This window comes from Oryzifoliimicrobium ureilyticum, assembly GCF_037199735.1.
Taxonomy (GTDB): domain Bacteria; phylum Pseudomonadota; class Alphaproteobacteria; order Rhizobiales; family Rhizobiaceae; genus Rhizobium; species Rhizobium ureilyticus.
On sequence record NZ_JBBBVQ010000001.1, the window covers coordinates 601485 to 614403 of the forward strand.

Genomic DNA, 12919 nt, shown 5'->3' on the forward strand with positions numbered 1-12919 from the left:
GAAATGATCGACCGCAATCTCCAGACGCTGCCAAGCCTTATAAATTTATCGAATATTCTTTTCTGCCAATACGGACCGATTTAAGGAATTAAGGAAACTATCGCCGATACCAACGTTAAATTAGCATCGACAGGCGGCACCAATATGGCGGCACACCTGTCGGCAATTGTCTGGCAGGCATACCTCTTTGCGGTTCTATCGCTTAAAGCGCGACCGTCTCCACCTTCCTACCGCTGAATCTCAACGCGACCTGACCATTGATCAACTGTAGTGCCGGCTCGCCGAAGAGCTCGCGTCGCCAACCGCTCAAGGCGGAAACCTCAGCATTCTCTCCTTCGGCCGCAATCCTATCCAGGTCATCGGTGCTCGCAATGACTTTTGCCGCCACGCCGTGCTTTTCGGAGATGAGCTTCAATAAGACCTTCAAAAGCTCTACCGCTGCTGCAGCCCCTTCCGGAGGCTGCTGCTGTCTTGGAAGATGCGGCATATCGGCCTTGGGAAGCGCGAGCGCGGCATTAACGGCTTCGACCACGGCGGCCCCGGCCGCCGAACGTTCCCAGCCTTTAGGAATGGTTCGCAACCGGCCAAGAGCTTCCGCATCCTTGGGCTGCTGCTGGGCAATTTCGTAAATCGCGTCGTCTTTCAAAACGCGCGAGCGCGGGACATTTCGCAAGCGCGCCTCTCTTTCGCGCCAGGCGGCAACGAATTTGAGAATGGCAAGTTCTTGCGGCTTGCGAAGCCGCATTTTCAGACGCTGCCAAGCATCGTCAGGATGCATGTCATAGGTTTCGCGCGATTCCAAGATGTTCATTTCTTCCGACAGCCAGGAGGAGCGACCTTCGCGTTCGAGCTCCGCCTTCAGATAGAGGTAGGCTTCGCGCAGATGAGTAACGTCGGCCAAGGCGTATTCCAGCTGCTTTTCTGACAGAGGGCGCCGGCTCCAGTCCGTAAACCGAGAGGTCTTATCGATATGGACGCCTTTGGTCCGGTTGATAAGCTGATCATAGGAAACGCTATCGCCAAAGCCGCAGACCATGGCAGCGACCTGGGTGTCGAAGATTGGATGTGGGATCAATCCGCCCAGATGATAAACGATCTCGATATCTTGGCGTGCAGCGTGAAAGACCTTCAAGACAGCCGAATTCGCCATCAATTCGAAGAACGGTTTCAGGTCGATGCCCTTTGCGAGCGGGTCGACGAGCACTTCCTTTGTCGGACTTGCCATCTGGATCAGGCAAAGCTCAGGCCAAAACGTCGTCTCCCGCAGGAATTCGGTATCGACGGTGATGAATTCCGACGTGGCCAGCTCTTTGCAGGCCGCCTCCAGCTCGGCGGTTGTTTCGATCATTTCAATCCGGTCTTCAGGAAAAACATGGTCCTCCTTCCTTCTCCTTTCGCCGGGCATTGTCAATATCTATGGCAGCGGCTGGTCGGGTTGAAGGCATACTCCTGGGGACAGCGCGCTAGGTCACGCGGATATAGCTGGCCATGCCTGTCTTCTGGTGTTCGATAATGTGGCAATGCAGGAGCCAGTCGCCTGGGTTATCGGCAACGAGGGCAAGCTCCACCTTTTCATCCGGCTGAATGAGATAGGTGTCGGAAAGAAGCGGCAGGACCTTGCGTGTCGAGGAAGAGACAACGCGAAAGCTCATGCCGTGAAGATGGATCGGATGGGTATGAGGCGTGACATTTTCCATCCGAATGAGGTAACTGCGGCCGAGCTTAAGCTCTGCAAGAGGTGCTGTCGGATCGGGGGTGTCGCCCGGCCATGGCACCTTGTTGATGGCCCAAAAGCTGTATCCCAGCGAGCCGCATATACTGTTGGCCGATACGTTTTCAGCTGTCGCGCTGAGAACTAGCGGAATTGGGGAGGCCGAATTTGCATCAAAATTTGGTTCCGGATTGGCGCCGAGCGGACCCAGGTCTCTGATATCGCGCTTGCGTGAGCTGCCCGTCGCCCGCAGCGTCAAAATTGTCTTGGGCGCTGTGCCACGGATATCCTGTAGTGTGGCAAGGGCACCTTCTTCATCGGGCATACGAACCGCGAGTTCGACGCGCTGCCCAGGCCCGACTAAAAGCAGATCGAGAGAAAAACGCTCCGGCACCGGATTGCCATCGAGAGCGATGACTTTTGCGCTTGCTCCCTCCATTTTCAACGAGAAGATGCGGGTCACATCGGTAATCGCCAGTCGCAAACGCACGATGCCGCCGGCCGGGGCGTCATATTGCGGTTCCTGCTGCCAGTTGGCTGTCCGAACGGTGCCATAGGTCCCGGCCTTGGCCGCGTCGCGCGGTTTAAAGGGTGCGATGAACTGTCCGTCATTGCCCAATCGCCAATCGCGCAAGTTTGCAACGACTTCCGCGTCGAATGCCGGATCTTGCGGATGCTCGACCACGAGCACGCTGGTCATCCCATGCCCCATCTGCGTCAGCGTGTTGCAATGCGGGTGATACCAGAATGTACCGGCATCGGGCGGGGTAAAGCGATAATCGAAACTATCGTTGGTATAGACATAGGGCTGGGTGACGAATGGGACGCCATCCATCTTGTTTTCGATCCTGAGTCCATGCCAGTGGATCGTCGTCGGTTCGTCCAATCCATTGACCAGTTTGGCGGCAAAAGGCTTATCCTTCGTGAGGCGGAGAACGGGCGGCTGGGCACCACCGTCCGAGCCACTTGCGGTCCACGTCATGATGTCTTTCGTCGCCGCGTTCGCAGTAAGCTTAGCCTCAGTCTTTACCGACTTCAAAAGCAATGGCTCTGCTGCTGCCTCGGCATGGTTGAAGCGCCCTGCAATAGCCATTCCACCTGCATAGGCGCCGACAACGGCAGTTGCTTTTAAAAAGCTGCGACGTGAAAACATTGACATGATGCTATTCCAAAAAGATCGAACATCTCATCTTTAAAGTTGACAACAAAAATCATCAATATCTTCCTGCGTTTTGGATTGCCGCAAAATGGCGAGCGTGCTGCGATCGACCTCCCGGGCACAAATCCAATCAACGGGGCTGGAAGTCTTGACAAATCGGAGCGACCATGCGCTTTTCCGCCCGATTTTATTGTCGGCGCCGGAGAGCCTTGTGAGCCCCAGCTGCCGTCTTTAGCCGACGATCAGGATTGGATCCAAAATGCATCGCTACCGCAGCCACACCTGTGCCGCCCTCCGTAAAACGGATGTTGGCTCGACCGTCCGCCTTTCGGGATGGGTTCATCGCGTTCGTGACCATGGCGGCGTTTTGTTCATCGATTTGCGCGACCATTACGGCATGACACAGGTCGTCGCCGATCCGGACAGCCCTGCTTTCAAGGCAGCTGAGTCGGTGCGTGGCGAATGGGTCATTCGCGTCGATGGCGTCGTCAAGGCGCGTTCCGACGATACGGTCAACGCTGGTATGGCGACCGGTGAGATCGAACTTTACGCGCAGGATATCGAAGTTCTCTCGGCAGCGAAGGAACTGCCGTTGCCGATTTTCGGTGAGCCCGATTATCCGGAGGATGTGCGTTTGCGCTATCGCTTCCTCGATCTTCGCCGCGAGACGCTGCATAAGAACATCGTCAAGCGCACTCAGATTATTTCGGCCATGCGGCGCGAGATGGGCGATGCGGGCTTTACCGAATATACGACGCCGATCCTGACTGCCTCGTCGCCGGAAGGCGCGCGCGACTTCTTGGTCCCGAGCCGCATCCACCCCGGCACCTTTTATGCCCTGCCGCAGGCACCGCAGCAGTATAAGCAGCTTCTGATGGTGGCAGGCTTTGATCGCTACTTCCAGATCGCGCCCTGCTTCCGTGACGAAGACCCTCGCGCTGATCGCCTGCCGGGTGAATTCTATCAGCTTGACGTTGAAATGAGCTTCGTTACCCAGGAAGACGTGTGGAACACGATGGGTCCGATGATGACGCGGATCTTTGAATCCTTTGCGGATGGCAAGCCCGTTACCAAGGAGTGGCCGCGTATTCCTTATGACGAGGCAATCCGTAAATATGGCTCGGATAAGCCTGATCTGCGCAACCCGATTATCATGGAAGCTGTGACCGATCACTTTGCCGGATCCGGCTTCAAGGTCTTTGCGAACATGATTGCCTCCAACTCTAAGGTCGAAGTTTGGGCGATCCCGGCAAAGACCGGCGGCTCGCGCGCTTTCTGCGATCGCATGAATGCCTGGGCGCAAAGCCAGGGTCAGCCAGGACTTGGCTATATCTTCTGGCGCGCCGAAGGCGAGAAGCTCGAGGGCGCCGGTCCTCTCGCCAAGAACATTGGCGAAGAACGCACGGAAGCAATCCGGACGCAGCTTGGCCTCGGCGCGGGCGATGCCTGCTTCTTCGTGGCTGGCGAACCTTCGAAATTCTACAAGTTCGCGGGCGAAGCAAGAAACCGTGCTGGCGAAGAGCTCAATCTGACCGATCGCGACCGCTACGAGCTTTGCTGGATCGTGGACTTTCCGTTCTACGAGTGGAACGAAGACGAGAAGAAGGTCGATTTCGCCCACAACCCGTTCTCGATGCCGCAAGGTGGCATTGAAGCGCTGCATAGTCAGGATCCTCTGTCGATCAAGGCTTATCAGTATGACGCGGTCTGCAACGGCTTCGAAATCGCCTCCGGCTCTATTCGTAACCAATCGCCAGACACCATGGTTGCAGCATTCGAAAAGGTTGGTCTTAGCCAGGCGGATGTCGAGGAGCGCTTTGGCGGGCTTTATCGAGCATTCCAGTACGGCGCACCTCCGCACGGCGGATGCGCTTTTGGGATCGACCGCATCGTGATGCTGCTGGTGGGCGCGCGCAACTTGCGCGAAATTTCGCTCTTCCCGATGAACCAGCAGGCCTATGACCTGTTGATGGGAGCGCCGTCGCCGGCACTTCCAGCCCAATTGCGCGAGCTGCATCTGCGGCCGATTCCGCCGCAGAAAAAGGATTGATCTCCCCACGCAGGAACAGTGTCGTTCGCGTCAAGGGATATTATCGACAAGCGCTTGAACGCCGCGTATTCATTGGAATGCGCGGCGTTTTTCGTCGTCGATAAGTAGAGCGAGATACCCTTTGTTCGACTTAGCGATCTTGGCTTATGAGCGAGCAGACGCGACTTATTTTTGCGCGCCTTTCAACGATGATGGATGGCGCGCTCGTTTTCATCGCAGCCGGTCTATCTCGGAACCACGTAAAATGTCCGGCGGACCTCGAGCCGCAGCCAAATCTCAACTGGATTGATCAGGCATCCGGTTATCGATGAAATACCATTGTTCGGGATGAGCAAGCACCATTGGCTCAATGACGGCATTGAGCAGCGCGACATCGTCAAGCAACCCACCGATTTGCTCGCTTTCCGGGGGCAGTCGAAAAGGCTCCAAGACATGGAGGGTAAACTCGGCGCCTCCCTCACGCACAATATAGAGAGGATAGATTAGCGCGTTGGTTTTACGGGCCATACGGGCAATGACAGCATAATTGCCCTCCAGATGCGGCTTTTGATTGAAAAACGGGGCGCGAATCTGGCCGTTGAAGCCTTCATCGCAAAACATGAGAAGATTGCCACCTTGTTCGAGGATACGAAGTGCCGGCCGCACGAAGCTGCGCCCTGGCTTGAGTATTCCAAGACCGGCACCTTTGCGTAGACGGTTCACGATATAATGACGAGAACGCCGCTTGGGTGGATCGTAATTCATGGTCACCGCAAGGCCGAGATCAAGAAGGCAATGCCAGAGAACTTCCCAATTGCTCACATGCGGCCCTATGAAGATCACGGGACCCTGCCTGCACGTCTCCACCAGCTGTTCGATGCCGAGCATGCGGACATGGCTTTTCGCGAGGCGAGGGACAACAGAATATTCAGCCATCTGTCGGCCTTGAGAATCTGCATAACGCTCGAGGAGCGCCTGAAGCTCGGTATCCGTCAAATCTGGTTTAATGTGACGCAGGTTGGCGGCAGCCCGTTTCTGTGCCGACACATGAAAGCGCGGAACGGAAAAGCGCCCCATCCAGCCGCCGAGCGCTGAACAAGCGCGCGCAGGCAGGAGCTTAAACGAAAAATAGAAAAACAGATCGATGACGTTGTCGATGTTTTGATGAACCCAATATCGCAAGAAGGCTTTGCGCTGGTCCCCGCCTGCCCAAAATGCCGAAAGAGGAGGGGCCTCAGGCGGCGCATAGGTCCATGCTTTCCGCTTCGGTGCAGACGCCCGGCTTGGAGACTTCTCTTCAACCATTTTCAACGCCGATGGAGCGTGACCGGCATTCCGCCGCGAGGGCGCAACGTCAGCCTGCACTGCGGTTCGACCTTGTGGCCTTCCTTCAGTCTCACACGGAATCGCTGCGCCAGAATGGCAAAACAAAGAATGGCTTCCGTCATCCCGAACTGCAGCCCTGGGCAGACCCGCGGTCCGGCGGCGAAAGGAATATAGCTGTAAGGGGTTGGCCTTTCATTGCCCAGAAACCGCTCCGGCTTGAAGAGATGCGGATCTGCGAAGAGGGATTCGGTTCGATGAAGGATCCACGGAACGATCATGATGAGCGCGGCCTTGCGAACTTTCACGCCACCAACCTCATCGGCTTCTGTCGCCTGCCGGGCAAGGATTGGCACGGGCGGATAAAGTCTCAGCGTTTCTTCAATGACGGCGCGGCACCAGTCAAGTTTCGCCACATCTTCAAGTCCGGGGACACGGTCCCCGCACACAGCGTCGATCTCGCGGTGAACAGCCTCCTCAACCCAGGGGGCGCCCGTCAGCAGATACCAGGCCCATGTCAGCGTGGCCGCAGTCGTTTCGTGTCCTGCCATAAAAATCGTCGAGGCTTCATTTCTAAGAGCGACAACGTCGAGTTTCAGTTCAGGATTGCGCTGCTGGCGACGGATCAGCAGATCCACCATGGAGCTGTTATCGCCCTTGCCGGCCAGATGATCTTCGATAACCTGGTCGATGATGCGGTGAATGCGCTTGACAGAGCGGCGCAGGCTTGGGGTCTTCAGGATTGGCAGTCCATCATCGAAGCCGAGGAAATAGCCAATGTTGATGGAATCCACGAGCGATTGGTATCCCGCAAAACCCTCGGTCACCGCATTGGCGCTTTCCTCGCCAAGATCATTGCCGAAAACGCTTCGCGAGATGATCTCTGCAGTAAGGCCTGCCATTTCGTAAAGCGCGTTGACCTCAGCGCCTTCGCCAAGTTTCAGCCAGCGCTCGACCAATTCGCTTGATGTACTCTGCATGATCCCGCCAAAGGCCGGAACTCGGTTTTTATGGACGATGTCTGACACCAGCGGCCGGCGCTGCTTCCATGTCTCCTTGTCGGAAATGAAGAGACCGTCGCCGAGCAGATATTCGAGTGCACGCCGCATCTGCGGCGTCTTGCGCTCGAAATTTTCATGGCGCTTCGCCACGACATAACGAATGGCTTCTGGCGAATTGACGATAACCAGCTGACGCCCGAGCAGCTTGAATTCGGCAACATGTTCTTTGTAATCTTGCCGTCGCCATATCGACAGAAAGTCGCTTCTGGCCTGCAACAGAAGCTTTAATGGCTGGCCTGGCTTGCCGTTGTAATAGGCTGCATGGGCAGGCTCGAAAAGCCGCTCTTCGGGAGCGGCTCGTTCAAGAATCTCGGTTTTCTGATCAAGCCAGGCAAGCATCTAAAGCATAACTTTCGCCGACAAGCGGCCAGAAGGATGAGTGTCGCAGATCGTCGCCCGACGATCCCGCGCCACTATATTGATTTCGTCCTCGTGGAAAAGAGTGCTTTTCGTGCAATGCAACAAGTGTGAACTGCAATGCGAAAGCCCGCCCCGAAAAGAGGCGGGCTATGGCTATAGATATATCAAAAGATTAATCGGCGGAGTTTGCCGAAATCTTCAGACCTATAACATTGGGGATCGTGTTGGGTGCGCCCATCGCCGCCCCCATGATGGTCGGCAGGGGTACAGGCTTCGGCGGTGCGACCGCAACGGTAAAGCTCTTGGGATCATCCATATAGGTGTTGACGGCTGCCGAGACCGCGTTCTGAAGATCAGGCATATTCAATTGGCCCATCATCAGTGGAACGATGCCCTTGATAGATGCCGCCATTTGCTGTCCGGAAACGTTCTGCATGCTGCCGGCGTAATCAAGGGCGCGCTTGGTTATAGAGGCATCGTCAAATCGAATACGCGCGCTGTCTAGTGTCAACTGCTGCATCAGGCCGAGCATTGCCATTCCAAGCGCTTGCTGAGCCTCGCCCTGGTTGGCATTCTGCTTTGCCTGCTCGGTTGTTTCTTGCAGCGACTTCAAGAAAGCGAGCGTATAGCCGGAAAACTTGAGCGATATGTCGAGCTTTCCTACATTGTTAAAGCTAAAGGCGAGGGACGAAAGGTCGATGGTTCCGGGGCCAAGATCCCACGAGCCTTTCGTCGTCACGTTCCCCGTGATGTTTTGAATAGACATCTTCTGCACGGCATCGTGTGCTTGAGGATCCGTCACGATTTTATCGAGCTTCGCCTTAATGTCTGCCACTGTCCCGCTGAAGTCGAAGCCGGACTTATCCGAGCGCAGGTCGCTGCTGACGTCAAGGCTGCTGAAAGAGACCAGTTCGGCATCGGCTTGCTTGACGCTGGCCGCACCTGTCTTGATCGACCGTGCGTAGAAGAAGCCATCGATGCCTTCTTTGTTGGGATCGCCAGGGATGGCAATGTCGCCCATTTCAAAGCCGGAGATCTTGGCATTCACTCCGTCTTGCAAGAAGCCGAACTCGGGGAATGAGGCTTTGCCGACGCGATAGCCGCCATCGGCGTTTTCTTGCACGTCGGAAAGTGTGACATCGCCGACGTTCAACGGGGCTTCATCGCCTGCCGGCTTGGCCTGCAACCCCTTGAGAACAATCGTATTTCCCTGCACCTCGATTTTGCCGGCGGACAAGGTCGCTCCCTGTTTGCCATAGGACGCATTGATCTTATTCAGTAAATCTTGCCCGTCGAGCGCGAGTGCCTGACCGGCGAAGGCGCTCGTCGTGGCACTCAACAACAACACATAATTGATATGACTGAACTTCAAACTCAAAACGTCCTCCTGATGGCTAATCGTGCCGTCTCTAAACACGAACAATGATCTCAATGAGCCTTTGTAGCGTTCGAAATGAGAAAGGCAAACCTATCGAGGTGTTGAAGAGGCCGACGAGATCACGTTCATCCACAGCAGAACCCCCTGCTTTCCTTGCCCGGAATCGGCATTTCGGTTAGTCAAGGCCTATGGGACAAGAGATTTTACCGCCCTCTGGCGGAGATGATGACAAGATACTGCCGGTTGACCTCAAGGCGGCGCTCGAAGAGCGTTACCTCGCCTATGCATTGTCGACGATTATGCATCGTGCGCTGCCGGATGTACGCGACGGTTTGAAGCCGGTTCATCGCCGTATCGTTTACGCCATGAATGATATGGGCCTGAGGCCAAACGCGGCTTTCAGGAAATGCGCGAAGATCGTCGGCGAGGTGATGGGTAATTACCACCCCCACGGCGACCAATCGATCTATGATGCACTGGCGCGCCTCGCGCAGGATTTTTCCCAGCGTTACACCTTGGTGAACGGTCAGGGCAACTTCGGCAATATCGACGGCGATAGCCCTGCTGCCATGCGCTATACCGAGTCGAAGATGACGCTCGTGTCCGAGCTTCTGCTCGAAGGCATCAACGAGGACGCGGTTGATTTCCGCGATACCTATGATGAATCGAACAAGGAACCGGTCGTCCTTCCCGGTGCTTTTCCAAACCTGCTTGCCAACGGCTCGTCAGGCATTGCCGTCGGCATGGCAACCTCGATACCGTCGCACAATGTTCATGAGATTTGCGACGCTGCCTTGCATCTCATTCGTCATCCAGATGCCACTGTCGAGAAGCTTGTAGAATTGATGCCGGGCCCGGACTTTCCGACTGGCGGCCTGATCATTGAAAGTCGGGAAAGCATCCTTGAGAGCTACCGCACCGGACGCGGCGGTTTTCGTGTCCGCGCCAAATGGACGACCGAAGACCTTGGGCGTGGCGGCTATCAGATCGTTGTCACCGAAATCCCCTTTCAGGTGCAGAAGTCCCGTTTGATCGAAAAGATTGCGGAGCTCCTGATTGCCCGGAAGCTACCGCTTTTGGAAGATATCAGAGACGAGTCCGCAGAAGACATCCGGGTCGTTCTCGTTCCAAAAAGCCGCACCGTCGATCCTACAATTCTGATGGAATCGATGTTCAAGCTCACCGAGCTTGAAAGCCGCTTTCCGCTGAACATGAACGTTCTGTCGATGGGGCGCGTACCGCGTGTCATGGGCCTGAAGGACGTATTGCGCGAATGGCTCGATCATCGTCGTGAGGTGCTGCAACGTCGATCACGCTTCCGCCTTGCAGCCATCGACAGGCGTCTTGAAATTCTCGCAGGCCTCCTGATTGCCTACCTCAATATTGACGAGGTCATTCGCATCATCCGCGAAGAAGATGAGCCCAAGCCTGTCATGATGGCGCGATGGGACCTGACGGATAATCAGACCGAAGCGATCTTGAACATGCGCTTGCGGTCCTTGCGCAAGCTCGAAGAATTCGAGATCCGCAAAGAGTTCGATGAACTCACCAAGGAAAAGGGCGAGATCGAAGCGCTTCTCGCGTCTGAGGAAAAGCAGTGGCAGACCGTTGCCTGGGAAGTTGGCGAGGTCAAAAAGAAGTTTGCAAAGGCTACTGAAGTCGGTCGACGCCGAAGCGAATTTGCCGAGGCGCCTGAGGCTGATGAGACCGCTATCCAGCAAGCAATGATCGAAAAGGAACCGATCACCGTTGTTATCTCGGAGAAGGGGTGGATCCGCGCTCTCAAAGGCCACATTGCCGATACATCGACATTGACCTTCAAGGAAGGGGATGCCCTCAAGCTCTCCTTCCCGGCACAGACAACGGACAAGATCCTCATCGTAACGACCGGTGGCAAGGCTTTTACCCTCGGTGGCGATAAGCTTCCCGGTGGGCGTGGTCATGGCGAGCCGCTGCGGATCATCATCGATATGGAAAACGAGCAGGACGTACTAACGGCCTTCGTTCACGATCCGGCGCGCAAGCGGCTTGTGGTATCCACCGCCGGCAACGGTTTCGTGGTGCCCGAAAGTGAGCTTGTTGCCAACACGCGCAAGGGCAAGCAGATCATGAACGTCGCAATGCCCGAGGAGGCAAGGCTGGTGGTCGTTGCAGAGGGCGATCACGTCGCGGTGGTTGGTGAGAACCGCAAGCTCGTGATTTTCCCACTCGAGCAAGTGCCGGAAATGACGCGTGGCAAGGGCGTACGCCTGCAACGCTACAAGGATGGCGGCATTTCCGACGTCAAATGCTTCAGGATGGATGAAGGTCTTTCCTGGTCTGACAGCGCTGGCCGTGTCTATAATCGCAAGCGTGAGGAACTGACCGAATGGCTTGCCGATAGAGCTGGCACTGGGCGCTTGGTACCCAAAGGCTTCCCCCGCAACGGCAAATTCATTGGCTAGAATTTGCAGCATTGGCCGGCGACTTGCGCGGGTCGATGCCTTCATGCTGCGGGCGGATAGGGGCGCAGCCTGTGTTAAGGCTTAGTCTCCAAAGTGCCGGGATCGAAGCGTTCCCATCCGCGCGCGGTTAGATGCTCCTGCGGCAAATAGCGCGTTTTATATTCCATCTTTCGTGAACCATGCACCCAGTACCCGAGATAGACATGCGGTAGTCCAAGTGCTTGCGTTCGCCGGACATGATCGAGAATCATGAACGTCCCAAGAGAGCGCGCGTCTGCATCCGGATTGAAATAGGAGTAGACCATCGAAAGGCCGTCGCTCATGACATCCGTCAGCGCTGCCGCCAGTAACTCGCCTTTAGGGCGCGTCTCCAGCCCTGAGCCTTCTTCGCGCCGGCGATACTCGATGATCTTGGTGTTGACATGCGTGTCCTCGACCATGATCGCATAATCGAGCACCGTCATGTCTGACATGCCGCCATATTGATGGCGGTGATCCAGATAGTGGCGGAACAAGGAATATTGTTCGCTCGACGGTTGGGCAGGAAAATCTGTCGAAATCAGATCGCGATTTTTCGCAAGAACGCGCTTCATCGACTGTGTCGGTTCAAATTCCTGCGCAAGGATCCTCACAGACACGCATGCTCGGCAACTCTCGCATGCCGGCCGATAGGCAATGTTTTGCGATCGGCGGAAGCCTCCCTGTGTAAGGATATCATTCATCTCGGCAGCACGTGGACCAACCAGATGCGTGAAAACTTTTCTCTCCATCTCATGCGGCAAGTAGGGGCAAGCCGCGGGAGCCGTCAGATAAAATTGTGGAGATGGGGTCGTCTGCGTATTCATAGGCTTCGGATTGATCCTTTTCGGATGAAGCGCCTTTTCATAAGGATGACGTAAGACAAAAAAAGGTCAACAGCCGGTATCGACGGTTTTGACGTTGTTGACCTCAAGTTGCTACCTTTTTAGGGCATGCAGCATTGTCGGCACGCTCAATCACGCTGTTCTGATGACGGCCGTGCCAGTTAAAAGGTCATGCACGAGACGATTTCGCTCGATGAACAGGCCCGCAAGCACGATGAAGGGCGTCAAGACAGCGTTCAAAATCCAGAAGATCGCCATATGAACGATGGCGGTTAGAAAGTCTAAAGACTTCCCATCCACACGGATCACCGCGATCCCCATGGCACGCATTCCAAGCGAGGCCTGTCTCGGACCGCCGATCGTCAGGCCGAAGTAGAGACCCGCGACAAGAATGAATAGGGTCGGATAGAAGAAAAACCCGATCCCGATCGTGGCGATCGACAGAAGCACGCAAATGACGGAAAGCATCAGATAGTCGATCATGAAGGCAAACACACGCCGGCTCAGCGTGCCGCTGTAGGCGCGCCAATCCTGCGGAACTCCATGAAGAGTATTGGAATTGATCGACATCTGCGGCCCTCCTTGGGTAAA

At 55.7% G+C, this 12919-nt stretch carries 9 protein-coding genes; 2 read left to right on the top strand and 7 right to left on the bottom strand.

Annotated features, from left to right (window positions below; genetic code table 11):
- Positions 1-202 precede the first annotated feature (202 nt).
- Complete coding sequence (gene rnd, locus VQ830_RS02880) at positions 203-1348, bottom strand: ribonuclease D (RefSeq protein ID WP_337266535.1); 1146 nt, start codon at positions 1346-1348, stop codon at positions 203-205.
- 115 nt (positions 1349-1463) lie between these two features.
- Positions 1464-2870 (bottom strand): multicopper oxidase domain-containing protein, encoded by a 1407-nt coding sequence (locus VQ830_RS02885; RefSeq protein ID WP_337266536.1) that lies wholly within the window; start codon positions 2868-2870, stop codon positions 1464-1466.
- Between the two features lie 259 nt (positions 2871-3129).
- Here VQ830_RS02885 and aspS point away from each other — a divergent pair, with 259 nt between their 5' ends.
- The gene (aspS, locus tag VQ830_RS02890) at positions 3130-4920 is read left to right on the top strand and encodes an aspartate--tRNA ligase (protein WP_337266537.1); all 1791 of its coding nucleotides are present in this window, start codon (positions 3130-3132) and stop codon (positions 4918-4920) included.
- Positions 4921-5196: 276 nt separating this feature from the next.
- Here aspS and VQ830_RS02895 read toward each other — a convergent pair whose 3' ends face one another.
- The 3 genes from VQ830_RS02895 to VQ830_RS02905 all read right to left on the bottom strand — a co-directional run bounded on the left by VQ830_RS02895 (position 5197) and on the right by VQ830_RS02905 (position 9015).
- Positions 5197-6204 carry a lysophospholipid acyltransferase family protein gene (locus tag VQ830_RS02895; RefSeq protein ID WP_337266538.1) on the bottom strand — a complete coding sequence of 336 codons (1008 nt, stop codon included), beginning with the start codon at positions 6202-6204 and terminating at the stop codon, positions 5197-5199.
- A gap of 2 nt (positions 6205-6206) precedes the next feature.
- A complete protein-coding gene (locus tag VQ830_RS02900; protein ID WP_337266539.1) occupies positions 6207-7622 on the bottom strand; it encodes a cytochrome P450 in 1416 nt (471 codons plus the stop codon).
- Between the two features lie 193 nt (positions 7623-7815).
- The gene (locus tag VQ830_RS02905; RefSeq protein ID WP_337266630.1) at positions 7816-9015 is read right to left on the bottom strand and encodes an aq_1923 C-terminal domain; all 1200 of its coding nucleotides are present in this window, start codon (positions 9013-9015) and stop codon (positions 7816-7818) included.
- 194 nt (positions 9016-9209) lie between these two features.
- On the opposite strand from VQ830_RS02905, the gene parC reads away from it, so the two are divergent.
- Positions 9210-11465, top strand: a complete 2256-nt coding sequence (gene parC, locus VQ830_RS02910; protein WP_337266540.1) for a DNA topoisomerase IV subunit A — start codon at positions 9210-9212, stop codon at positions 11463-11465.
- Between the two features lie 74 nt (positions 11466-11539).
- Here parC and VQ830_RS02915 read toward each other — a convergent pair whose 3' ends face one another.
- Together VQ830_RS02915 and VQ830_RS02920 are read right to left on the bottom strand one after the other, a co-directional pair.
- Entirely contained in the window at positions 11540-12310 is a 771-nt protein-coding gene (locus VQ830_RS02915) for an arginyltransferase (RefSeq protein ID WP_337266541.1), read from the bottom strand.
- Between the two features lie 150 nt (positions 12311-12460).
- Positions 12461-12898 carry an RDD family protein gene (locus tag VQ830_RS02920; RefSeq protein ID WP_337266542.1) on the bottom strand — a complete coding sequence of 146 codons (438 nt, stop codon included), beginning with the start codon at positions 12896-12898 and terminating at the stop codon, positions 12461-12463.
- Positions 12899-12919: the final 21 nt, after the last annotated feature.

Coding starts and splice junctions, on each gene's coding strand:
- rnd (WP_337266535.1), bottom strand. CDS start 1,348: ATGATCGAAACAACCGCCGAGCTGGAGGCGGCCTGCAAAGAGCTGGCC.
- VQ830_RS02885 (WP_337266536.1), bottom strand. CDS start 2,870: ATGTCAATGTTTTCACGTCGCAGCTTTTTAAAAGCAACTGCCGTTGTC.
- aspS (WP_337266537.1), top strand. CDS start 3,130: ATGCATCGCTACCGCAGCCACACCTGTGCCGCCCTCCGTAAAACGGAT.
- VQ830_RS02895 (WP_337266538.1), bottom strand. CDS start 6,204: ATGGTTGAAGAGAAGTCTCCAAGCCGGGCGTCTGCACCGAAGCGGAAA.
- VQ830_RS02900 (WP_337266539.1), bottom strand. CDS start 7,622: ATGCTTGCCTGGCTTGATCAGAAAACCGAGATTCTTGAACGAGCCGCT.
- parC (WP_337266540.1), top strand. CDS start 9,210: ATGGGACAAGAGATTTTACCGCCCTCTGGCGGAGATGATGACAAGATA.
- VQ830_RS02915 (WP_337266541.1), bottom strand. CDS start 12,310: ATGAATACGCAGACGACCCCATCTCCACAATTTTATCTGACGGCTCCC.
- VQ830_RS02920 (WP_337266542.1), bottom strand. CDS start 12,898: ATGTCGATCAATTCCAATACTCTTCATGGAGTTCCGCAGGATTGGCGC.